The sequence below is a fragment of the Devosia sp. 1566 genome (genome assembly GCF_004005995.1).
In the GTDB taxonomy this organism is placed as follows: domain Bacteria; phylum Pseudomonadota; class Alphaproteobacteria; order Rhizobiales; family Devosiaceae; genus Devosia.
This window is the reverse complement of sequence record NZ_CP034767.1, coordinates 1,806,210-1,829,081: the sequence shown is the minus strand read 5'-3', so window position 1 is coordinate 1,829,081 and position 22,872 is coordinate 1,806,210. Positions and strand designations below refer to the sequence as shown.

General features: G+C 61.9%; 23 protein-coding genes. 9 read left to right on the top strand and 14 right to left on the bottom strand.

The annotated features are described in order from the left end of the window. Positions 1–9: 9 nt before the first annotated feature. The 5 genes from ELX51_RS08920 to ELX51_RS08900 all read right to left on the bottom strand — a co-directional run bounded on the left by ELX51_RS08920 (position 10) and on the right by ELX51_RS08900 (position 4,256). Positions 10–1,134 carry a hypothetical protein gene (locus ELX51_RS08920; protein ID WP_127753191.1) on the bottom strand — a complete coding sequence of 375 codons (1,125 nt, stop codon included), beginning with the start codon at positions 1,132–1,134 and terminating at the stop codon, positions 10–12. Positions 1,135–1,206: 72 nt separating this feature from the next. Continuing rightward, the gene (locus ELX51_RS08915; RefSeq protein WP_127753190.1) at positions 1,207–2,403 is read right to left on the bottom strand and encodes a GNAT family N-acetyltransferase; all 1,197 of its coding nucleotides are present in this window, start codon (positions 2,401–2,403) and stop codon (positions 1,207–1,209) included. Continuing rightward, positions 2,375–3,136, bottom strand: coding sequence for a glycerophosphodiester phosphodiesterase family protein (locus ELX51_RS08910; protein WP_164854810.1), 762 nt, complete (start codon positions 3,134–3,136; stop codon positions 2,375–2,377). The genes ELX51_RS08915 and ELX51_RS08910 overlap by 29 nt, the downstream gene beginning before the upstream one ends. 57 nt (positions 3,137–3,193) lie before the next feature. Continuing rightward, positions 3,194–3,652: a RidA family protein gene (locus ELX51_RS08905; protein WP_127753188.1), complete on the bottom strand. Its 459-nt coding sequence runs from the start codon at positions 3,650–3,652 to the stop codon at positions 3,194–3,196. A 322-nt stretch (positions 3,653–3,974) separates the two neighbouring features. Next, positions 3,975–4,256 (bottom strand): DUF3572 family protein, encoded by a 282-nt coding sequence (locus ELX51_RS08900; protein ID WP_164854809.1) that lies wholly within the window; start codon positions 4,254–4,256, stop codon positions 3,975–3,977. Positions 4,257–4,355: 99 nt separating this feature from the next. Between ELX51_RS08900 and ELX51_RS08895 the strand changes: the two genes are divergently transcribed. Next, a complete protein-coding gene (locus tag ELX51_RS08895) occupies positions 4,356–4,727 on the top strand; it encodes a response regulator (RefSeq protein ID WP_127753186.1) in 372 nt (123 codons plus the stop codon). Between the two features lie 75 nt (positions 4,728–4,802). Further along, positions 4,803–6,173 carry a PleD family two-component system response regulator gene (locus tag ELX51_RS08890; RefSeq protein ID WP_127753185.1) on the top strand — a complete coding sequence of 457 codons (1,371 nt, stop codon included), beginning with the start codon at positions 4,803–4,805 and terminating at the stop codon, positions 6,171–6,173. A gap of 360 nt (positions 6,174–6,533) precedes the next feature. On the opposite strand, the gene rpmG is transcribed toward ELX51_RS08890, so the two are convergent. The 3 genes from rpmG to rnr form a co-directional block, all read right to left on the bottom strand. Further along, a complete protein-coding gene (gene rpmG / locus ELX51_RS08885; RefSeq protein ID WP_035096841.1) occupies positions 6,534–6,701 on the bottom strand; it encodes a 50S ribosomal protein L33 in 168 nt (55 codons plus the stop codon). A gap of 82 nt (positions 6,702–6,783) precedes the next feature. Continuing rightward, complete coding sequence (locus ELX51_RS08880; RefSeq protein ID WP_127753184.1) at positions 6,784–7,182, bottom strand: DUF983 domain-containing protein; 399 nt, start codon at positions 7,180–7,182, stop codon at positions 6,784–6,786. 4 nt (positions 7,183–7,186) lie between these two features. Continuing rightward, the gene (gene rnr / locus ELX51_RS08875) at positions 7,187–9,469 is read right to left on the bottom strand and encodes a ribonuclease R (RefSeq protein WP_127753183.1); all 2,283 of its coding nucleotides are present in this window, start codon (positions 9,467–9,469) and stop codon (positions 7,187–7,189) included. Between the two features lie 293 nt (positions 9,470–9,762). Between rnr and ELX51_RS08870 the strand changes: the two genes are divergently transcribed. Next, positions 9,763–10,809 (top strand): dipeptidase, encoded by a 1,047-nt coding sequence (locus ELX51_RS08870; RefSeq protein ID WP_127753182.1) that lies wholly within the window; start codon positions 9,763–9,765, stop codon positions 10,807–10,809. A gap of 116 nt (positions 10,810–10,925) precedes the next feature. Here the strand turns inward: ELX51_RS08870 and topA are convergent, their stop codons facing one another. Then, a complete protein-coding gene (gene topA / locus ELX51_RS08865) occupies positions 10,926–13,562 on the bottom strand; it encodes a type I DNA topoisomerase (protein WP_127753181.1) in 2,637 nt (878 codons plus the stop codon). A gap of 146 nt (positions 13,563–13,708) precedes the next feature. Between topA and ELX51_RS08860 the strand changes: the two genes are divergently transcribed. Next, positions 13,709–14,740, top strand: coding sequence for an aldo/keto reductase (locus ELX51_RS08860; RefSeq protein ID WP_127753180.1), 1,032 nt, complete (start codon positions 13,709–13,711; stop codon positions 14,738–14,740). Between the two features lie 18 nt (positions 14,741–14,758). Here the strand turns inward: ELX51_RS08860 and dprA are convergent, their stop codons facing one another. The 5 genes from dprA to ruvX all read right to left on the bottom strand — a co-directional run bounded on the left by dprA (position 14,759) and on the right by ruvX (position 19,379). Next, on the bottom strand, positions 14,759–15,886 hold the full coding sequence (gene dprA, locus ELX51_RS08855) for a DNA-processing protein DprA (protein ID WP_127753179.1): 1,128 nt from the start codon (positions 15,884–15,886) through the stop codon (positions 14,759–14,761). 3 nt (positions 15,887–15,889) lie between these two features. Then, positions 15,890–16,495, bottom strand: a complete 606-nt coding sequence (gene plsY, locus ELX51_RS08850; protein ID WP_127753178.1) for a glycerol-3-phosphate 1-O-acyltransferase PlsY — start codon at positions 16,493–16,495, stop codon at positions 15,890–15,892. A gap of 69 nt (positions 16,496–16,564) precedes the next feature. Then, a complete protein-coding gene (gene pyrC / locus ELX51_RS08845; protein ID WP_127753177.1) occupies positions 16,565–17,863 on the bottom strand; it encodes a dihydroorotase in 1,299 nt (432 codons plus the stop codon). Then, positions 17,860–18,846 (bottom strand): aspartate carbamoyltransferase catalytic subunit, encoded by a 987-nt coding sequence (locus tag ELX51_RS08840; protein ID WP_127753176.1) that lies wholly within the window; start codon positions 18,844–18,846, stop codon positions 17,860–17,862. The genes pyrC and ELX51_RS08840 overlap by 4 nt, the downstream gene beginning before the upstream one ends. Before the next feature lie 68 nt (positions 18,847–18,914). Next, positions 18,915–19,379, bottom strand: a complete 465-nt coding sequence (gene ruvX, locus ELX51_RS08835) for a Holliday junction resolvase RuvX (RefSeq protein ID WP_127753175.1) — start codon at positions 19,377–19,379, stop codon at positions 18,915–18,917. 70 nt (positions 19,380–19,449) lie between these two features. On the opposite strand from ruvX, the gene ELX51_RS08830 reads away from it, so the two are divergent. From ELX51_RS08830 to gatA, 5 genes are all read left to right on the top strand, one after another. Continuing rightward, the gene (locus ELX51_RS08830; RefSeq protein WP_127753174.1) at positions 19,450–19,980 is read left to right on the top strand and encodes a hypothetical protein; all 531 of its coding nucleotides are present in this window, start codon (positions 19,450–19,452) and stop codon (positions 19,978–19,980) included. Between the two features lie 98 nt (positions 19,981–20,078). Then, the gene (gatC, locus tag ELX51_RS08825) at positions 20,079–20,366 is read left to right on the top strand and encodes an Asp-tRNA(Asn)/Glu-tRNA(Gln) amidotransferase subunit GatC (RefSeq protein WP_127753173.1); all 288 of its coding nucleotides are present in this window, start codon (positions 20,079–20,081) and stop codon (positions 20,364–20,366) included. A gap of 3 nt (positions 20,367–20,369) precedes the next feature. Then, entirely contained in the window at positions 20,370–20,852 is a 483-nt protein-coding gene (locus ELX51_RS08820; protein ID WP_127753172.1) for a GNAT family N-acetyltransferase, read from the top strand. Beyond that, complete coding sequence (locus ELX51_RS08815; RefSeq protein ID WP_127753171.1) at positions 20,849–21,322, top strand: hypothetical protein; 474 nt, start codon at positions 20,849–20,851, stop codon at positions 21,320–21,322. Before ELX51_RS08820 ends, ELX51_RS08815 begins: the two co-directional genes overlap by 4 nt. After that, positions 21,319–22,803, top strand: a complete 1,485-nt coding sequence (gatA, locus tag ELX51_RS08810) for an Asp-tRNA(Asn)/Glu-tRNA(Gln) amidotransferase subunit GatA (RefSeq protein WP_127753170.1) — start codon at positions 21,319–21,321, stop codon at positions 22,801–22,803. Before ELX51_RS08815 ends, gatA begins: the two co-directional genes overlap by 4 nt. Positions 22,804–22,872 lie beyond the last annotated feature (69 nt).

The window sequence follows — 22,872 nt, the reverse complement described above, 5'->3', positions numbered from 1 at the left end:
ATCAACCGCTTATTCGGCCGGGGCCGCCTGTCCCGAGCGGCGCTGGAAGAAGCGGAAGCGGAAATAGTTCAGAACCGCAAGGCCGGTAAAGGTGACCGGCACATAGGAAAAGCCGCGGCGAATAAAGAACAGCGTGATGTTGACGGCGGTGCCCGCGCTCATTGCCCCCTTGCCCATTGCGGAGGTAAAGCTCGACGGGACGATGTGACGGTAGAAGACAGCGTCGGAGTGGTAATAATCCAGCGCACGGCGCGCAAAGGCGCGCTTGGAGGCCGAATAATCCTTGAGCTCTTCCATGCCCATATCGCCGTGAAACTCGACTTCCGAGCCCACCGCCCAGACTTCGGGCGGGGTGAGCCTGTCTTTGCCAAGGGCGGTGAAGAGCTCGATCAGATCGGTGAAGGTGACGAAATTGGCGTTCCAGCAATCCTGCGACTTGGCGCCATGGGCGAGCACCAGCACCTCGGCGCGCTCAAGCTTTTCGCGCATGCGGTCATAGTCGCCGGCTGAAAAATCGGTGCCTGACTTGGCGGTTTCCACAAGACCACCCAGATCGGTCAACTTTGCCACCATCGCCGAGCCATAAGACCCGCTGGCGCCGGTAACGAGAAAGCGGCGACCCTTGATCTGGCAAGTGGTGCCGAACAGCAGGTCGAAGATGTTGGCGAAGGACGAAAAGAAGTTATGCGGGTAGACGTGGTGCATGGCGTGGTAGTTGTTGTCCACCCAGAGCAGACCCTGCTGGGCACCGACGCGATCCATCGCCATGTGGTTGTAGTCGAGCCCTTCCTCGCGGAAGGTCATCACCAGCATGATGGTACGAATGACAGCCACAAGCGCTATGGGCGGCCAAGGGAAAACGAGCAGGAACAGCGCGATCCCCAGCATCGAGGTCGCGTATTCCGGCAGGATGTGAAACCAGATATTGGCCCGGGCATAGGCCGGATTGATCTTCATATCGAGGTCAAGAAACTTGTGATGCACCCAGTGCCAGGACGAGAAGGTGCGCAAGAGCTTGAACCGCGAGGTTTCCCAGCGATGCAGCAACCAGTGCAGCGCATCGAAGAGGGCGGTGGAGAACACGAAGGTGACGCCGGCCTGGAGAATAAAGACGAAAGCGTCAGAGATATTCATGCGGATTCCTGCAGGGAGCGTTAACCTACATAGCCTCCGGTGCCGGCTAAGTCCAAGGGGCATCGTGCCGCGCTAGCGGTCGGTGCGCTCGCCCTTGCGGAACGGAGTGTAGGTGTCCAGCGCTTCCTGCTCGCGCGCAACCGAAGCGCGCTCATGCTCAAGGAAGTCGGCAATGGCCTCGCGCAGGCCAGGATGAGCGATATAGTGCACGGAATAAGTGGTGGCGGGAGCATAGCCGCGGGCGAGCTTGTGTTCGCCTTGGGCCCCGGCTTCCACCACAGCCAGCTTGTGCGCGATGGCGTAATCGATCGCCTGGTAGTAGCAGAGCTCGAAGTGGAGAAACGGCACCTCGCGGGTAGCACCCCAGTTGCGCCCGAAGATGCGATCATGGCCAAGGAAGTTGATCGCGCCGGCGATTGGGGTGGGGCCGTCATAGGCCAGCATCAGCACGATCCGGTCGGCAAGGGTTTGACCAAGCAGGGAAAAGAACTTGCGATTGAGGTAGGGCCGGCCCCATTTGCGCGCCCCGGTATCCTCGTAAAAATCGTAAAAGGCGTCCCAGTGATGCTCCTGGAGGTCAGAGCCCGTCAGCCACTTGACCGTAAGGCCATTGACGAGCGCATCGCGGCGCTCCCGCCGGATGGTCTTGCGCTTGCGCGAGGAGAGGGTTTCGAGAAAACCCTCGAAACTGTCGAAGCCCTGGTTGTGCCAGTGGAACTGGGTGTCGAGGCGCTTGAGCCAGCCGGTTGATTCCACCAGATCGGCCTCGGCTTCGGGCACAAAGGTCATGTGCACCGACGAGGCGTGGCGCTGGCTGGCGAGTTGCTGAGCGGCGGAAAGCAGTGCCGCCTGTTCCTCAAGGCTACCGCTAGGTACCAGGAGCTTGGGCGCGGTGGCCGGGGTAAACGGCACCGAACACTGCAGCTTGGGGTAGTAGTCCCCGCCCGCGCGCTCGAAGGCATTGGCCCAGCCGTGGTCGAAGACATATTCGCCCATGGAGTGGGACTTGAGAAAGAGCGGCATCAGCCCAACGGGCTGGCCTGCGCTGTTGGCCAGCAGGATGTGCTGAGGTTGCCAGCCGGTGCGGGCAGTGGCGCAGCCGGATTGTTCGAGGGCCAGGAAGAAGGCGTGGCTCAGAAACGGGTTATCCGCCAGCCCATCCGTGGACGGCACAAGGCTGTTCCAAACCTCCGCCGAAATGCCGGCGGTGGTTGGATGGATAGTGGCGGTATAGCCGGGATCAGGCAAGGTCCGGGTCGAAGCCTTCAAAGACGATCTGGTCGATATGGGGCCGGGCGGCTTCCCATTCCTGTTTAGACCGGATCGTCCAGCCGGTCACCGGTTTGCCGAGCGCTCGCCAGAACTTGATCGCGGGCAGCTCCAGCGCGTCCTTGGCACAGGAGATGAAATCGAACTGAGTTTCATGCCAGTGCAGCAGATGGCGCAGGGTCCAGCGCTGCTCTGCCGTGTAGTTCTGCTCGGCTTCAACCCCTTCATAGTTGTAGGTGATGATGCCGCGCGGGCCGGAAAAACCGAACTGACGGATCTGGGTGATTAGGTTGGGGTCGAAGGACTCGACGGTTACCGGGCCGGCATAGGACTTCAAGGCTTCGGCCGCCGCGCGGGCGAGCAACTGAGTGCCGGCGCTGTCGGCCTGATGCTTGAGCTCGATCTGCAGCAGCGCACGGCCATTGATCTGTTCAAGGAACTCGGCAAAGCGCTGGGGCCGATCACCGGCGGCGCTGTCGAGTAAGGGGATCGCGGTGAGTTCGGCAGCAGTGAGCTCACTGACCGCACCGGTGCGTCCGGTGAGGCGCTCAAGCTTGCTGTCATGGAACAGCACCGGCACGCCGTCCGAGGTCAGCTGCAGATCGCACTCGATCGCCCAGTTGCCGGCGATAGCGGCTTCAAAGGCGGAAGCGCTGTTTTCGATGACACCAGCGGCACGATTGTGCAGACCACGATGGGCGACGGGACGCGGGAAAAGGGGCAGGTCGGTCAAAGTTTTGGTATCCAGTTGTGCTGGGGATATGGAGGTGGGCGAGGACCGGGCCTGTGGCTAGACTTCCACCACGGCTTCGATTTCCACGGCGGCGCCAAAGGGCAGCGCGGCAACGCCGAAGGCAGCACGGGCATGCTTGCCCCGGTCACCCAGCACCCCGACCAGGAGGTTCGAGCACCCATTGGCAACCAGATGGTGCTCGGTGAAGTCAGGCGTTGAAGCCACAAGAACCGTGATCTTGAGAATACGCTTGATCTCTTCCAGCGGCACGCCACCCATATGGACGATTTGCGACAACACGTTGAGCGCCGCGAGTTCGGCAGCGTTGCCGCCCTGCACGACATTCATGGTATCGCCCAGGAGGCCGGTGACGACGCCGGTTTCATTGCTGGAGATCTGGCCCGACACGTACAGAATATTGCCGGTGCGGGTCACTGGAACATAGCTGGCGACCGGCGGTTTGGGGGCAGGGAGCTCGTAGCCGTATTCACGCAGTTTTTCAGTGGGACTGGTCATCGCTGTTTGCCTTGGTTGTCGTCATTCTGGTTGGGCCGGCGGTGCATCGGCTTTACTTGCATGGCCGAAGCCCAATGCGCCGAGATGTTCAACTCGACTGCGGGCCTCGGCATTGCCGAACTCCGGCAGATCGCACCGTAGCCTTGGCCTTCCCGAAACCGATACACCGATTCCGAGCGGCCGGCAGCGCACCCCAAGACTTGGCCGGTTCAGCAGAGGGCAGCCGACGCCATCGAGCACATCAGCCGTGTCGCCGGATCATCAGGGCTCCGGGGCGGCGGCGCAAGTGAAAACCGGCAGCATGCCCTGAGGGCGTTTGTGCTTAGCCGGCTGGATTGAGCTGGTGCCAAACCCGCATGAAGGTTTCGGGTGCCATGCCGGTATTGGCACAAATTGACAGGAGCAGCGGCTCGTTGGCCGCAAAATAGTCGATAAGTCCGTGCTGGAAGGCTGGGGAACCAGTGGAGCGCCGCAGCGAGTCGGGATCAAGGCCGGCGACCTGCATGAATGCCAAGAGTTCATCGGGGTTCTCGGCAAGGTAGGAGAGACAGGCATCGGCGAGCCCGGAGGCATTGGGAGGGGGCGCAGATTCGATACGGGGCACAGCCAGGCTCATTTGGTCTTTTGTAATGAGTTCGATGTTACCTGAATGGCGCGGTAAAACGAAGTGCTGAGGGTACTCGAGCAGCGCAAGCGAGGTTTGATGCCAAAAACAGTGATGATCGTGGAAGACAACGAGCTCAACATGAAGCTCTTCAACGATCTGCTCGAATCGCGCGGTTACGCCGTCATCCAGACCCGCTCCGGCATGGAAGCGCTGGAATTGGCGCGCGCACACCATCCCGACCTGATCTTGATGGATATCCAGTTGCCTGAAGTGTCGGGACTGGTGGTCACCAAGTGGCTCAAGGATGATGAAGAGCTTGCCCATATCCCGGTAATCGCGGTGACTGCCTTTGCCATGAAGGGCGACGAAGAGCGGATTTTGCAAGGCGGGTGCGAGGGTTACATCTCCAAGCCCATTTCGGTGCCTCACTTTCTGGAAACTATTGCCCGCTATATTGGCCCGGCTTGAGGGGGCCGTTGCGCTCGGCGCGGCCATGGTGCTGCCCGGTCGTCTATATGCCGGCTGTGGTAGGTGGGGCGAAGAGTGACTGCACGCGTATTGATCGTCGACGACATCCCGACCAATGTACGCCTGCTGGAGGCTCGGTTAGCCGCTGAGTATTACGAGGTCCTGACCGCCAGTTCCGGCCCGCAGGCCATCGAAATCTGCAATCGCAACGATGTGGATATCGTCCTACTCGATGTAATGATGCCCGATATGGATGGCTTTGAAGTGTGCCGCCGCCTCAAGGCGAGCCCGCGGACCAACCACATTCCGGTGCTGATGATTACCGCGCTCGACCAGCCCTCCGACAAGGTGCGGGGGCTGGAAGTGGGTGCCGACGATTTTCTGACCAAGCCAGTCGATGACATGCAACTGATGGCCCGGGTCAAAAGCCTGGCGCGCCTCAAGACGCTGACCGACGAGCTGCGCGCGCGGGCCCTCACGGGCCAGCAAATCGCCATCGAGGACGCGCTGCGTGCGATGGACAATGTCGACACTGGCGGCGGGCATGTGCTGGTGATCGACACCGACGCGCGCCATGCCGAGCGGATCAAGACCTATCTTGTTCCCGAGCATAGCGTTGATGTGCTCGTTCAGCCCGCCGATGCCGTGTTCCAGGTTACCGGGGCGCCCTACGAAGTTGTGCTCGTCGCCATGGCGCTTGAGAATTTCGACCCGCTCCGGGTGTGCTCGCAGATCCGTACGCTCGAACATACGCGCACCTTGCCCATCATTTTGATTGCCGATGAGACCGACCGCCCCAAAGTGGTGCGGGCGCTGGATCTGGGCATCAATGATTTCATTATGCGCCCGGTGGAGCGCAATGAGTTGGCGGCCCGGGTGCGCACGCAAATCCGGCGCCAGCGCTATGCGCTGGAGCTGCGGCAAAGCGTCAACAACACCATGGCCATGGCGGTAACGGATGACCTGACCGGGCTATATAATCGCCGCTATTTCGAGCGGCACCTGCATGTGATGTTGAGCAAGGCGCAGTCGCAAGGTCGGGACATGGCCGTCATGATTCTCGACATCGACCACTTCAAGGCCGTCAACGACACTTATGGGCACCATGTCGGGGACAGTGTGCTCAAGGAGTTCGCGCAGCGGTTGCGGCGCAGTGTCAGAGGTGTCGACCTTGCTTGCCGTTTCGGTGGGGAGGAGTTCGTGGTGCTAATGCCCGATACCGATATGGGGCAGGCGGAAGCCGTCGCCGAGCGGGTGCGCCGAGCCATTGCCGAACAGGGTTTTGATGTCGGCGGCGACCGGCCGATGTGGGTGACGGTTTCGGCTGGCGTGACACTCAACGAGAGCGTCTCGGATACGCCGGCAGTGCTGATGAAGCGAGCCGATGTGGCGCTCTATCGCGCCAAGCGGCAGGGCCGTAACCAAGTTGTCTTTGACGCCGCTTGAGCCTGCCAGCTACGTCGTTAGGGTTATCCATTATACTTAACAGAAGCTTAGCGGCCACAACCTGCTGGATATGCTTGAGTTTTAGCGGGGCAGGCGTAGGGTTTCTTTAACGGCGCTGCCAAGTTCTTGTGGATGGTGCCCAAAGTTCCCTACGGCTCTCTCAGGTCCGCCGCAACTCCTGAGACCGTAGGGCGGCTGGTCCGGACGCGGACAGAGTGGCCTCTTCGACATGCCGCTCCGGACCAGCCACTTTCCTTTCATCATCTGGGTGGCCTGCAGGCCGTGGCCGCTGCTCGCAGCCTCAGAAACAAAAAACCCCGCATCGCTGCGGGGTTTTTGTTCGGCTAGGAAGAGGATCAATTACTTGATCTTGGCTTCCTTGAATTCAACATGCTTGCGCACAACCGGGTCGTACTTGTTGTACGACAGCTTCTCGGTCTGGGTGCGGGCGTTCTTCTTGGTGACATAGTAGAAGCCAGTATCAGCCGTCGACACGAGCTTGATCTTGACGGAAGCGGCTTTGGCCATTGGAGTGTCCTCGCGTAAACAAAGAGGCGCCGCGAGCGCGGCGCCGGAATTTGGGTGCAACCTACGGATTTACCGCCGGATGTCAAGCCTCACGCTTGGCTGGGTCGAAGCCATACATGCGGTTGGCCCATTGCAGCCCCACAACGGCACCCTTGATCGAGGGCAGCATAGCCAGCGGCATGATGATGCCCAAGGGTACCATGGTATAAAGATAGGTCAGCGGATTGACGTGATAGGTCATGTCCATATGCATCATCACGCCAACAAGCAGGTGGCCGACAATGGTGATGGCAATATAGGGCGGCAAGTCATCGGCGCGATGATGGTGAAACTCCTCACCGCAGTTTTCGCAGCGGTCGGCGACTTTTAGATAAGCACGGAACAGCTTGCCCTCGCCGCAATGTGGGCACTTGCACAGCACGCCACGCCACATAGCCTGCATGACGCTGCGTTGATTGGTACTTTTGGCTACGATGCTCATGGCGTCACCTCTTGCGACGGCCTTTGGGGCCGAGTGTCCTAGATGGGCGTTTCGTTGTCCGCCGTGTAGTTGACGGATTGACGCGGCTGCCCTCCGAGAGAAGTTCAAACCGCATTGCCCCTGCCACGGGGGCAACTTCGAGCAGGCGAACGGTCACGCGGTCGCCCAGGGCGAACTTCTCGCCGGTGCGATCGCCGATCATTGCCTGCTGCTCTTGCTCATAACGATAGAAATCGGCTCCCAGGGTGGAGGCGGGAACAAAGCCGTCGGCTCCGGTATCAAGGAGCCGAATGAACAGGCCGGAGCGGGTAACCCCGGAGATCCGGCCCTCGAACCGCGCCCCGATCTGGCCGGCCAGAAATTGCGCCAGCAGGCGGTCGGACGTTTCTCGTTCCGCCGCCATGGCCCGGCGCTCGGTCGCTGAAATGTGCTGGCCGATGCCGGCAAGCTTTTGCATCTCGTTGTCCGAGAGGCCATCATCACCCAAGCCCAGTGCCCGGATCAGGCCGCGGTGGACGATCAGATCCGAGTAGCGGCGAATGGGCGAGGTGAAGTGGGCGTAGTTGTCGAGGTTGAGGCCGAAGTGCCCGTAATTTTCGGGGGCATATTCTGCCTGCGCCTGCGAGCGAAGCACCATTTCCGATACCTGCTCGGCATTGCCCGCCTTGCGGGCCTGGGCCAGGATGCCGTTGAAGTCGCTGGCTCGCACCGCGTCGGATTTCTTGACCGCAATATCGAGCGAACCAAGGAAATCGCGAAGGGCGGCGAGTTTCTCGGTCGAAGGGGTATCGTGGACGCGAAACAGCAGGGGCATATTCTTGGCCTGCAGCGTTTCGGCCGCCGCGACATTGGCCGCGATCATCATTTCTTCGATCAGCCGGTGGGCATCAAGGCGCTCGGGGATCCGGATGTCCTTGACCATGCCTTTCTCGTCCAGAACGATCTTGCGTTCGGGCAGGTCGAGATCGAGCGGCCCACGCTGGTCGCGTGCCTTGGCCATGGTCTCATAGGCGTCCCAGAGCGGGCGCAGTATCGGCTCGAGCAGCGGGCCAGCCTTGTCATCGGGCTGGCCGTCAATGGCTGCTTGTGCCTGCTGATAGGACAGTTTGGCGGCCGAGCGCATCAGCACCCGGTGGAAGCTGTGCGAGCGCTTGCGCCCGTCGGCGCCGATGACCATGCGCACGGCAAGGGCCGCACGCGGTTCCCCTTCTTTGAGCGAGCACAACTCGTTGGAGATGCGCTCGGGCAGCATGGGGACGACGCGGTCAGGAAAGTAAACAGAATTGCCGCGCAGATAGGCCTCGCGGTCGAGCGCTGAGCCGGGACGGACATAGGCCGCCACATCGGCAATGGCCACGGTGACCAGGTGCCCGCCGGCATTGGCGGGATCGGGATCGGACTGGGCATAGACGGCGTCGTCGTGATCCTTGGCGTCGAACGGATCGATGGTGATCAACGGAAGGTCACGCCAATCCTCCCGGCCCTTGAGCGTGGCTTCCTTGGCTTCCTCGGCCTCACGTAGCACCGATGTCGGGAAGCGATAGGGGATCTCGAGGCTGTGGATAGCAATGAGGCTGATGGCGCCTTCGGAAGCCGGGTTGCCGATCACGGCCGTAACGCGGGCACGCGGGATCATCAGGCGGCCTGAAAGCTTGACCTCCACTTCCACCAGATCGCCGTCGCGGGCGTCGCCAAGGTCGCCCATGGGGATGCGCATTTCCTTTTGCTTGCGATCCACGGGAATGAGGCGGGCGCCGTCCTCATCCATGCGCACAATGCCGATATGGGCACGGCGCGGCTTGTCGAGGATCTTCATCGGGCGGGCGGTATAGGCCGGGATCTCGCCATCACCGGCGTCAATACGGGCCAGGATGCGGTCGCCTGGAGCGGGTATGACGCGGGCGTCGCGCCCTTGATAAACGAGCACGCGGGGGCGTTCGCCCTCTTCGTCATTCCATTGGGCTGGGAAGGCGTGAAGGTGATCGGGATCGGCATCGGTGGGGATGTCGAGCACGGTTACCGGGGGCAGGGCGGCGGTACGGCGCAGCGCCTTGCGCGTGCGGGTAATAACGCCTTCGCCTTCCAGCTCAGCCAGCATGGCCTTGAACGGTTTGCGCAGATCGCCGCGGATGCCGAACAGCTTGGCCAGATCGCGCTTGCCCTTGAGATCGGGCGTTTCGGCGAGCGCCTGGAGCAATTGCTCGCGTGAAGGTAGTTGCTCGGCAGCACTGAGGCGGGGGCGCTTGGGGCCGGAAGTGTTTTTTGCTCTTGTTTGTAGTTTGGCCATAAGTGTCAGTTCTTTTTATGTTGCAACATAAATAGGGATCGCCCGGGCTTTTGCAAACCGCCGCTCTGCCAAGTCCGCCTGACCTGCCTAATTTCAATGTCTGACGCCGCTGAAATGTTGCGCGACGAGATCGAGGTTATTGCGCTCTGGTGCCGAGTATGGCCGGGATAGGGCCGGTATTGCTCTATCTCACCGAGGTCGTCCATGCGGAACAAGGCACAGGTTATCGGCTGACCCGTCCCCGTCCAGAGGATGCTAGGGTGCCAAGATTCCACCGATTCTGCTGAGTTCCCATGACAATTCCATTTTTCGACGGCCACAACGACACCTTGCTCAAGCTGCTGGAAGCGGGTGTCGCCGACCCCGAGCGGCTGTTTGTGGAGGGGATGCCTGCGGCCCAGATCGATGGTCCACGTGCCCGCACGGGCGGTATGGTGGGTGGGTTGTTTGCGATCTTTCCGCCACCGCTTAAGGGCGGCCTTGGATCGGTGGTGGCCAATTCGGCCAATCCAAGCTCCACGCTTCCCCCTGAATTGCCGCTGGCCGATGCGCAATCGGTGACTCTTGCCATGGCCTCGATCCTGCTGCGGCTGGAGCGGGCTGGCGCCTTAAGCCTGTGCCGGAGCGCTGCCGAGATTCGCCAGGCGATCGCGGCCGACAATCTGGCAGCAGTGCTGCATATCGAGGGCGCCGAAGCGATCGACACGGATCTGCGCTCCCTTGATGTGCTTTACGCGGCCGGTTTGCGCTCGATCGGGCTGGTGTGGAGCCGCGCCAATGCCTTTGGCACCGGCGTGCCGTTTCGCTACCCCGCCGATCCAGATATCGGCCCGGGACTTTCGGATGCGGGCAAAGCCTTGGTGCGCGCCTGCGATAGCCTCGGCGTGATGATCGACCTGTCGCATCTTAATGCCGCGGGGTTTCGAGATGTGGCTGCGATCAGCAACAAGCCGCTGGTTGCCACTCATTCCAATGTCCATGCCATCACCGCGCATGCGCGCAACCTCGTCGATTGGCAGCTGGCAGCGATCGCCGAAAGCAAGGGCGTTGTCGGGTTGAACTTTGCCACAGGCTTTCTGCGTCCGGACGGGCAGATGCGCGCCGATACGCCCATCGAGATGATGGTGCGCCATGTGGACAGTCTGGTGGAAGCACTGGGAGAAGACGGCGTGGCGCTTGGCTCGGACTTTGACGGCGCCATGATCCCCGCCGAGATCGGCGATGTCACGGGCGTGCAAAAGCTGCTCGCCGCGCTGTTGGACAAGGGCTATGGCGAAACGCTGGTGCGCAAGATCGCCTGCGACAACTGGCTGTCGCTGATCGAGCGCACTATCGGCTGAACCGGTAGACGGCGTCAGGCGGCGCTCCAGCCGACGCGGTGCAGTGCTAAGCTAGGGCAGGGGCCGATCAGTGCCCTTGATCCAGATCATGCTCGCGCGCCCCGACAAACCATGCGTCAGAACGGAACGTCTTCGTCGGCCACGGTCTTGGTGGCTGGTGACTTCTTGGTCGCAGCTTTCTTGGCAGCAGGCTTTTTGGCGGCAGCCGTCTTGGTGGCAGGTTTCTTGGCAACTGCCTTCTTGGCTGGGGCCTTTTTGGGCTTGGTGCCGGTGGCTTCGGCGCGCGCGGCGATCCATTCCACCGCCTGGTCCACCGTTACATCCTCGGGTTTGACGTCCTTGGGAATGGTGGCGTTGATCTTGCCCTGGTTAACATAAGGACCATAGCGACCAGCACGCACGGTGATGGGGCCGTTGTCGTGCTCGAAGGTCTGGATCGCGGCGACGGCAGCGCCACCGCGCTTGAAACCGCCCGCCGCCTTTTGCGCCAAGAGGTCCACGGCGCGGTTGATGCCGACGGTGAACACTTCCTCCACATCGGGCAGATTGGCGTATTTGCCGTCATGCAGGATGAAGGGGCCGTAGCGCCCGAGCCCTGCCGTGATCGGCGAGCCCGTTTCCGGATGGGTGCCCACTTCCCGTGGCAGTGACAATAACTGCAGGGCCTTGTCGAGCGTCAGGGACGCCGCTTCCCAGCCCTTTGGCAGGGAGGAGCGCTTGGGCTCCTTGCCGTCACCAAGCTGCACATAGGGGCCAAAGCGCCCTGTCTTGAGGTAAACCTCTTCCCCCGTTTCCGGATCGGTGCCCAACACGCCGTCACCTGCCGCCGCTTCCGAGGACTGGCCAGTGGCCGCGTCGGACAGCTGCATGGTGTGCTTGCATTCGGGATAGTTCGAACAGCCGATAAAAGCACCGTATTTCCCAAGCTTGAGCGACAGCTGGCCCGTGCCGCAGGTTGGGCACAGGCGACGATCCGATCCATCAGGCTTGGCCGGGAAGATGTGGTCTTCCAGCAAGTCATTGAGGGCGTCGAGCACCTCGGTGACCCGCAGATCCTTGATCTCGGTGGTCGCAACTGTGAAATCACGCCAGAAATCGCGCAGCACCTGCTTGTAGTCGAGCTCACCGGCGGAAATCAGATCGAGCTGTTCTTCCAGATTGGCAGTGAAACCATATTCCACATAGCGATTGAAAAAGCTCTCGAGGAAGGCCGTGACGATGCGGCCGCGATCCTCGGGATGCAGCGCCTTGCCCTCAAGGCGCACATAATCGCGATCCTTGAGGGTCGAGAGGGTAGCGGCATAGGTGGAGGGCCGGCCGATGCCGAGCTCTTCCATCTTCTTGATCAGACTGGCTTCGGTGTAGCGGGCCGGCGGCTGGGTGAAGTGCTGCTCGATTTCGACGGCCTGCAGGGCAGGCTTGTCGCCAACGGCCAGCGGCGGCAATTCGCGGCTGTCCTCGTCTTCCTCGTCATCGTCGCTCTTGGCTTCAACGCCATACAGCGCCAGGAAGCCGGGGAAGGTAACGACGGAGCCAACAGCACGCAGTTCGACCTGGCGGCCAGGCACATTGACGGCGATGTCAACTGTAGTGCGATCGATTTCGGCCGAGCGCATCTGTGACGCCAGCGTGCGGCGCCAGATCAAGCCATAGAGCTTGAGCTGGTCGGCATCGAGATTGCTCATCGTATCGGGATGCTTGAGCATATCGGTGGGACGGATGGCCTCGTGCGCTTCCTGGGCGTTCTTGGCCTTGGTCTGATAGATGCGCGGCTTTTCCGGCAGGTATTCGGCACCAAAGTTCTTGGTGATGGCAGAGCGCGCCATGGCGATGCCTTCGGGGGCCATCTGCACCGCGTCGGTACGCATATAGGTGATCAACCCGTCCTCGTAGAGGCGCTGGGCGATCTGCATGGTGCGCGACGGCGACAGACCTAGCCGGGACGAGGCATCCTGCTGCAGCGAAGAGGTGGTGAAGGGCGCATAGGGGTTGCGCTTGGTGGGCTTCTTTTCAACACCCGAAACATTGAACTGGCCAGCTTCGATCAGCGCCTTGAGCGCGGCGGCATCCTCGCCGTTCTTGACTGCGAGCTTGTCGGTGCGCTTGCCATCCACCGAATAAAGCCGGGCAATGAAGCTCTTGCCCTTTTGCGCGAGCTTGGCTTCCACCGACCAGTACTCATCGGCTTTGAAGCGCTCGATCTCGGACTCGCGATCGGACACAAGGCGCAAAGCCACCGATTGCACGCGCCCCGCCGAGCGGGAGCCGGGCAGCTTGCGCCACAGGATCGGCGAAAGGGTGAAGCCCACGAGATAGTCGAGCGCGCGGCGAGCGAGATAGGCATCGACCAGCGGCATGTCGATGTCGCGCGGCTTGGCCATGGCTGCGGTGACGGCATCCTTGGTGATGGCGTTGAACACCACGCGCTGGACCGGGGTGTCTTTCTTGATCGCCTTTTTCTGGCGCAACACGTCGAGCACGTGCCAGGAAATGGCTTCGCCTTCGCGATCAGGGTCGGTCGCAAGGATCAGTTCATCAGCGCCTTTAAGCGCGTTGGCAATGTCGGCAAGGCGCTTCTTGGAGGCGGTATCAACCTCCCAGGACATGGCAAAATCTTCGTCGGGCCGGACTGAACCGTCCTTGGCGGGCAGATCACGGACATGGCCGAAGGAGGCCAGGACTTCATAGTCCTTACCCAGATATTTGTTGATTGTCTTAGCCTTAGCCGGACTCTCAACGACAACGACCTTCATGGAAAACCCGATCCGAAACACTGCAACGCAAGGTGGCGCAACATGGTGAAGCCGAGGGGCAGTGTCAACGGGCGCTGATTTAGTATGATCCCGTGGAGCCGAGTGTCGGCCGGGCCGTTGTGGCGATCAACAGGAGGAAGTTGACAATGGATTTACGCAAACTGGGCAATAGCGGCACGGTGGTTTCGGCACTCTGCCTTGGGACCATGACCTTCGGGTCGGACGCGGACGAGGCCACGTCGTTCGCCTTGATGGATGATTATGTCGAAGCGGGCGGGAATTTCCTCGACACGGCTGACGTCTACACCAATGGCACCTCCGAAGAGATCATTGGTCGCTGGCTCAAGAGCAAGGGCGGGATGGCTGACCGGCTGGTGATTGCCAGCAAGGGCCGCTTTCCGACGCTGGAAGGGTCCAACGGCCTTGGCTTGTCGCGCAAACATCTGGGGCACGCGCTGGATGCCTCGCTGCGGCGATTGGGCGTCGAGCAGATCGATCTTTACCAGATGCATGCGTGGGACGCGCTGACGCCGATCGAGGAAACCCTGCGCTTCCTTGATGATTCGGTGCGTAACGGCAAAATCGCCTATTACGGCTTTTCCAATTTCCTCGGCTGGCAGCTGACCAAGGCAGTGTGGATTGCCAAGGCGCAGGGCTATACCCCTCCCGTAACCTTGCAGCCGCAATACAATCTACTGGTGCGCGATATCGAGCACGAAATCGTGCCTGCCGTGCTCGATGCCGGCATGGGCCTACTGCCCTGGTCGCCGCTGGCTGGCGGCTGGCTGTCGGGCAAATACAAGCGTGACGAAATGCCAAGCGGGGCAACGCGGCTGGGCGAAAACCCCAAGCGCGGCATGGAGGCGTATGAAAAGCGCAATGCCAACCCACAGACCTGGGCGGTTATCGACGCGGTCATGCAGATCGCCGAGCAGCGCGGCGTCAGTGCAGCGCAGGTCTCGCTGGCCTGGCTGGTGCAAAAACCCGCCGTCACCTCGGTGATCCTGGGCGCCCGCAAGCGCGAACAGCTGGCCGACAACATGGCCGCGGGCGATCTGAGCCTAAGCGCTGAGGAGGTTGCGCGGCTTGACGAGGCGAGCAAGCCGCAGATCGGCGATTATCCATACGGGGCAGGCGGCATCAACCAGCGGCATCGTAAGCTGGAAGGTGGCCGCTAACCAGGGCAATAAGGCGGTTCAGCGGTAGCGTTTCGCGACCAGCTGACCGCTCGACCACTCGATCTCGCCCGCCAGATCGAGCTCCAGCAACAGCATCTGCATCGCTGCGGCAGACAGTCCGGTTTGCCGCAGCAGTTCATCGACTTCCATCGGAGCGGTGCTCAACAAACCGCGCAAGCGATCCGCGTCACTAGGATCGGGGACGTCTGACCCAGCGCCGACCTCGTCGGGGCCCGGCTCCCATTGTCGATCAAATAGGGCTTGGCGCGACGGATCGGCCGAGCCCAGGCTTTCGATGATGTCCTCGGCATTAGTGATCAGCTTCGCCCCTTGCTGGATCAAGGCATTGCCGCCTTCGGCCCGGGGATCCAGGGGCGAACCCGGCACCGCAAAGACATCCCGGTTCTGCTCCAGCGCAAGGCGCGCCGTGATCAGGGAGCCCGAGCGTTTGGCCGCTTCCACCACGACAATGCCGAGCGACAGCCCTGACACCAGCCGATTGCGGCGCGGGAAATCGCGGGCACGAGGCTCCCAGCCGAGCGGCATCTCGGTGAGCAAGGCGCCGCCGTGGTCGAGAATGTCATGGGCAAGCGGAATGTTCTCATCGGGATAGATCTGGTCAAAGCCGCCCGCTAGGACCGCAACGGTGCCGGTTTGCAGACTTGCCCGGTGGGCCGCTGCATCAATGCCGCGGGCGAGGCCGGAAACGATCGTATAACCGCGGGCACCAAGATCGGTAGCGAGCAGGCGCGTCATCTTCACCCCGGCGGAGGAGGCGTTGCGCGCACCGACCATGCCCACGGTGCGCCGCCAATCCAGATTGGCGCCGCCCGCGAGGGTCAGCACCGGCGGCGCGCCGGCAATGAAGCCGAGATGGGGCGGATAGTCGGGATCGCAGCTGAGCACGAGATGGGCGCCGAAGCGCTGCAGGCCAGCGAGTTCGTCTTCGGCCTGCATACGGGTCGAGATGCGCGGCTGCGTTCCGGCCCGTTTGAGCAAGCCGGGCAGGGCGTCGAGCGCCGCCTCGGCTGAACCGAAGCGGCCGAGCAGTTGGCGAAAAGTGACGGGGCCGACATTGTCAGTGCGAATCAGGCGAAGCCAGGCAAGGCGCTCTTGGTCAGAAACCAGTGCAGCGCCTTTGCCCACGGATCAGGCTTTCTTGGTAGAGCCGATGGTTGGCTCGGTTCCCGCCATCAGACGGGCGATGTTGGTGCGATGCTGGATAAAGAGCAGGATCACCATGACCGCCACTGCTACCGCGAGCCACTCATTGACGACGACATAGGCAAAAATCGGTGCGGTGGCGCCAGCGGTGAGTGAAGCGAGGGAGGAGGTCTTGCGCGTCACGGCGATCAGCAGCCAGACCGCACAAAAGATCAGCCCCACAGGCCAGGACAACGCCAGGAGGGCACCGATCAGCACGGCGACACCCTTGCCGCCCTTGAAGCCCAGCCACGCCGGAAAGCAGTGCCCGATAAAGGCGCCGATCGCAGCGACCATTGCCGCGTCCTCGCCCCAAAGATAGCGAGCCAGCAAAACCGGCACGGCGCCCTTGGCGGCGTCGAGAACCAGCGTTGCGGCCGCGAGCCAGCGATTGCCAGTACGCAGCACATTGGTGGCACCAATATTGCCCGAGCCAATCGCGCGGATATCGCCAAGCCCGGCCGCGCGAGTCAGCAGTAGGCCGAACGGCACCGAGCCACAGAGATAGCCGAGCACGATGGCGTAGAGCAGGGTAAGCAGATCAGGGGCCATAACAGGTTCCGAGCGAAGGTGAGTATTGGTAGCCCCAGCCTCGCCCGTTCCACAAGGGCTCGCACATGGCTAGAGCGTGTAGGTGTGGAGATAAACCGTTTGTCCACCCACAATGGTGCGCATTACCTTGCCGGCAAGGCGCGCGCCTTCAAAGCTGGTGTTGCGCGAACGCGAGCGTATCGCCGTTTCGCTGACCTGCCAGGGATAATCGGGATCAAACAAGATCAGGTCGGCTGGTGCTCCGCGCGCAATACGCCCGGAAGGCAGGCCCAGGATTTGCGCCGGCCGGATGGTCATCGCCCGCAGCACCGACAGGAGATCCACCTCGCCGGAATGAACCAGCCGCAATGCCGCCGCCAGCAATGTTTCGAGCCCGATCGCGCCATCCGAGGCTTCGGCAAAGGGCTGCCGCTTCACCTCGCTGTCCTGTGGGTCATGATCGGAATGGATGGTGTCGATCGTGCCGTTGCGCAGCGCCTCGATCATGGCCTGGCGATCATCTTCGGAGCGCAGGGGTGTTGCGAGCTTGAAAAAAGTCCGGTAGCGGCCGATGTCGTTTTCATTGAGCGCCAGATTGTTGATCGACACGCCGGCCGTCACATTGGCGTGCCGGGCCTTGGCCGCCCGGACCAGTTCGGCGGAGCTGGCAGTGGAAATCTGTGCCGCGTGGTAGCGCACGCCGGTCAAAGCAGCGAGTTGCAGGTCCCGCGCCAGGGGAATGGTTTCCGCCTCTCGCGGAATGCCCTTGAGGCCCAAAATAGTGGCGAAGAAGCCTTCGTTCATTACGCCATCGCCAACTAGCCCACGGTCCGCGAGGTGATGAACGATCGGCATGTCGTAATTGGCGGCATAGCTCATCGCCGTGCGCAGCAGCGCGCTGGACTGGATGGAGCTGCGTCCGTCGGTCAGGCAAACGGCGCCTGCCTCCTGCAGGAGCCCGAACTCGGTGATCTCCTCGCCACGCAATCCCTTGGTGATCGCGGCGGCGGGCAAGATATTGACCTTGCTCGTGGCTTTGCCCCGGCGCAGCAGGAAATCCACCAGCGCACCATCGTCGACCACCGGGCTGGTGTCCGGCATCATCACAAAGCTCGTCACTCCGCCGACGGCGGCGGCCTCGCCGGCCGACTGGAGCGTTTCACGATATTCCTTGCCGGGCTCGCCGGTGAACACGCGCATATCGATGAGGCCCGGCGCCAGCACGTGGCCCGCAGCATCGATCACCTCGGCTCCGTCAGGCACACCGATGGGCCCCTCAAGCGCGAGATCGGTGATGACGCCATTCTCGACCAGCACAGCTCCGCGGGCATCTGTGCCGGAAGCCGGATCAACGAGGCGGGCGTTCTCAATCAGCAATGGGCGGTTCATCGAACGTCTCCCGCAGGCAGCAAGGCATCGAGCACTGCCATGCGTACGGCCACGCCCATTTCCACCTGGTCGGTAATCACCGAAGCGGGACCGTCGGCAATGGCTGGGTCGATCTCCACGCCCCGGTTCATCGGGCCGGGATGCATCACAATCGCGTCCGGCTTGGCATGGCTGAGCTTGTCGGCGTCCAATCCATAGAAGCGGTAATATTCGCGCACCGAAGGGATCATGCGGCCATTGGCGCGCTCATGCTGCAGGCGCAGCATCATGACCACATCGGCACCTTCGAGGCCCTTGCGCATATCGGTGAACACTTCGGTTGCAAGTTGCTCGATCCCCGCAGGCAAGAGATTGCGCGGGGCAATCACCCGGGTGCGGACATTAAGCGCGCCGAGTAACAGCAGGTTGGAGCGCACCACGCGTGAATTGGCGATGTCCCCGCAGATCGCGACTGTCAGCCCATTGATACGGCCCTTATGGCGCCGGATGGTGAGCGCATCGAGCAGCGCCTGAGTGGGGTGTTCGTGGGCGCCATCACCCGCATTGATAACAGCACAACCCACTTTTTGCGAGAGAAGCTCCACCGCGCCGGCCGCCGAATGGCGCACCACGATCACATCCGGGCGCATGGCGTTGAGCGTTGTCGCGGTATCCACCAGCGTCTCGCCCTTGGATACCGAGGAGGACTTTACCGACATGTTCATCACCAGCGCGCCGAGGCGCTTGCCGGCGATCTCGAACGAGCCCTGAGTACGGGTCGAGGGTTCGAAGAACAGGTTGATCTGGGTTTTACCCGACAGGGTAGGATGCGTCTTGCGCTCCTGGCGCGAAACGGGGACCATGCGCTCGGCCCGGTCGAGCAGGTCGATGATCTCGTGCTGCTTTAGATCGGCGATGGAAAGCAGGTGACGCTGGCGAAAGGGGGGGAAGTCGCCAGCGCTGCTGCCAGCTTGCGTGACGTTGCCGCCGGTTGGTTCAGCCATGGCCTCGGATCCCCTGCAATTAGCTGCGGTCTAGCGGAGGGGTGGCGGGTGTTCAACTGTTTGTTGCTTTATCCCCGGCGCAGGCGATCGAGCGCGCCCTGGAGGATGTAGCTGGCCGCGAGTTTGTCGACCAGTTCGGCGCGCCGGTCGCGCCGCAGATCTGCGTCGATCATCATGCGGGTAACGGCGCTGGTGGACAGGCGTTCGTCCCAGAAGGCGATGGGGATGCTGATCCGGGCGGCAAGATTGCGGGCGAAGGCCCGCGTCGATTGCACCCGCGGCCCTTCACTCCCATCCATGTTGAGCGGCAGTCCGAGAATGATCGCGACGGCATTATTTTGCGCGATCAACTCGTCGAGTCGCTCGGCATCTTGGGTGAACTTGGTGCGCCGAATGGTTTCGAGCGGCGTCGCCGAATAGCGCATCGCGTCTGAGACGGCCACGCCGATCGTCTTGGTGCCAAGATCAAGACACAGGAGCTTGCCGGTGGGGGGCAGACCAGCGAGGGGATTTTCCGGAAGATCGTCGCTCATGCTGCACCTCGGCTTGCTCAATGGTGCCGCTCCTATAGTTTTCCCCTGACTTTGGCGATTGGACTTTGCAATGAAACTCACCTGGTTTGGTGGTACGACGCTCCGCATTCACATTGGCGGCTTGATCCTGGTTGCCGATGCCGGTGTGGCCCCGGCCGGGATCGACGCGGCTGAGCTGGTGTCGGGGGCGGATCGGGTTTTCGGATTGGCTGCGGCGGAAGATTGCTTGCCTCAGGTTGATCTTGCCCTTTGGAAGCCCCGGCGCATCCGGCCGCTCGACGCTGGTCCCGTCGAGGCAACAATCTTGCGGGCAGGGGCGGGGCTGGTTCTCGTGCATGTGGATGGTGAGCGGCCCTTGCTGCTGGTAGCCGGGGAGTTGTTGCCGTTCGGGCGGTGGCTCGGCGATGCCGTGGTGGTGCTGTTTGGTTCGGCTGGTCAATTAGTGGCCAACGGCAGGAATCTGCTGGAGCGCCAGCCTCCGAGATTGCTTGCGCTGGCGGCTGCTGACGCTGAGCTTGATCAAGCCATTCCCGCTTTGAGAGCCCACCTGGACGACACCGCTCTGGTTGCTCTCGAGTCGCGGCTGGGGCTTGAGCTCTAAAGCCGCGGCGCCTCTGCCATTGCAACTTGCCCGCCACCATTGTTAAAAGCGGCACCAGAGCGGCAAGGGCCGCATCTCCCTATTTGGAGGCATGAGCCATGTCGGTAGACGCCGCAACGGTGAAGCGTATCGGGCGCCTGGCGCGTATTCGCATCGAGGACGAGGAAGTCGCTGGCTATCAAAGCGAGCTGAACGCCATTCTCGGTTTCGTGGAACAGCTGGGCGAAGTGGATGTGTCCGGCGTCGAGCCAATGACGTCGGTGACCCCGATGCAGTTGCGCCGGCGCGACGATGCGATCACCGATGGCGGCTATCCTGAGCTGATCGTGGCCAATGCGCCGCTGTCGGAAGACAATTTCTTCATGGTCCCCAAGGTCGTGGAGTAGGCGATGGCCGTCACGATTGGCATTGAAACGCCGTTGCAGGACGATGTGCGCCGCCTTGTGGCGGCGCTCAACGATCACCTGCTGCCGCTTTCGCCAATCGAATTTCAGTTCAAGATGACCGTTGAGCAGATGGCGGGTGACGACACGACGGTTTTCGTGGCGCGCAATGCCGAAGGCGAGGCAGTGGGCTGCGGCGCGCTCAAGGTTCATTCTTCGGATCTGGGCGAGGTCAAGCGCATGTTCACGGACCCGTCCGTTCGTGGCCAGCGGGTTGGCTCGGCGCTGCTTGGCGCCATTGTCGATCTGGCGCGGCAAAAGGGGCTGAGCCAGTTGATGCTGGAAACAGGCACGGGGCCCGGCTTTGCCGAAGCGCAGCGGCTCTACCAGCGCAGCGGCTTCATCCCGCGCGGCCCGTTCCTTGATTATCCCGACAGCGAGTGGTCGGCTTTCTTTGCAATGCCGTTGCGGCAGGGAGCAGAAGCATGAGCATCCGGATCGTCAAAGGCGCCGTGTTGTCAAGCGTCGTCATCCTCGCCGCTGGAACTACCCAGGCGCAGGAGATTGCCAGTGTCGACCGCACCAAGGTTTACGTGAGTGATCCCGCCGGCTGCGATGCGCTGGAAAAAGATGGTCTGGACGCCATCTCCATCCTCGGGTTTCAGGTGATGACCTTTGATGATGGCATCCAGACCCTCGAGTCCAGCTGCCACTTCTTTGACATCAAGGCCAAGCCCGGTAATGCCCACCTTTTCGTGTCAGCCGTGTGTGAAAACCCGGGTGCCATTTATCCCGACACGTTGGCGCTGACGCCACTCACATCCGACACCGTGCAGGTGGTGTCTTCCCATGAGGCTGCCATGAGTGCGGCCGCAACCAATGAAACCAGCTCGGAGGGAGCTTCGCCCGGCGCGACGCTTTTCCACCGCTGCGCCAATCTAAGCGAGTTACCGCGTTGACCGACCTGACCAAATTGAGCCTTGCCGAAGCCAGCAAGGGGCTGAAGGCCAAGAGCTTTTCCGCCACCGAGCTGACCGGCGCGTACCTTGGCGCGATCGAGGCGGCCAATGGCGCGCTCAACGCCTATGTTGCGGTCACGGCCGAGCAGGCCACTACCATGGCCAAGGCCAGCGACGAGAAGCTTGCCAAGGGCGAGGGCGGCTCCCTCGAAGGCATTCCGCTTGGGGTCAAGGACCTGTTCGCCACCAAGGGCGTCCACACTCAGGCCGCCAGCCATATTCTGGATGGGTTCAAGCCAGGCTACGAGTCGACTGTCACCAGCAATCTCTGGCGCGATGGCGCCGTGATGCTGGGCAAGCTCAACATGGACGAGTTTGCCATGGGCTCGTCCAACGAGACCTCCTATTACGGCCCTGTTGTCAGCCCGTTCCGCTCTGAAGGCTCCAATGCCCAGCTGGTGCCCGGGGGCTCCTCGGGTGGTTCGGCCGCCGCTGTGGCGGCATGGCTCTGCGCTGGGGCAACTGCCACCGATACGGGCGGCTCGATCCGCCAGCCAGCGGCGTTCACCGGCACAGTGGGCATCAAGCCGACTTATGGCCGTTCCTCGCGTTGGGGCACCGTCGCCTTTGCCTCCTCGCTTGACCAGGCCGGCCCGATCGCTCGCACTGTGGAGGATTCAGCGCTGATGCTGCGCTCCATGGCGGGCTTTGATCCAAAGGATTCCACCAGTGTCGACCTGCCGGTGCCAGACTTCGCCGCGGCGGTTGAGCGAGGCGTAAAGGGCCTTTGCATCGGTGTTCCCAAGGAATACCGCATGGAAGGGATGCCCGCCGAGATTGAAAAGCTCTGGGAGCAGGGGCTGGCATGGCTGCGCGCTGAAGGCGCTACGGTCAAGGATATCTCGCTGCCGCATACCAAATACGCGCTGCCCGCCTACTATATCGTGGCTCCGGCCGAAGCCTCCTCCAACCTGGCGCGCTATGATGGCGTCAAATACGGGTTGCGCGTGACGGGCAAGGACATCACCGACATGTATGAGCTGACGCGCGCCGCCGGCTTTGGCCGTGAAGTGAAGCGCCGGATCATGATCGGCACCTATGTGCTGAGCGCCGGCTATTTCGATGCCTATTACGTCAAGGCGCAGAAGGTTCGTACCTTGATCAAAAAGGATTTTGAGGACGCTTTCGCCGCCGGCGTTGACGCCATCCTTACCCCGGCAACGCCGTCGGCGTCCTTCGGCATTGGCGACGAGACCCTCGCCGCCGATCCGGTGAAAATGTACCTCAACGACGTCTTCACGGTGACCGTGAACATGGCGGGCCTGCCGGGCATTGCGGTGCCGGCGGGCAAGGACGGGCAGGGGCTTCCGCTGGGGCTGCAGCTGATCGGCAAGCCCTTTGACGAGGAAACGCTTTTTGCAGCCGCTCGGGTGATCGAGCGCAGCGCGGCGACCGATTTCTCACCGAAGCCTTGGTGGTGAGCCAGAGCCGGTCTCTTGAACCGGCTTCGGCAAGGGTCTATTTCAGCCCTTGCGTATTTGGCCGTCCTT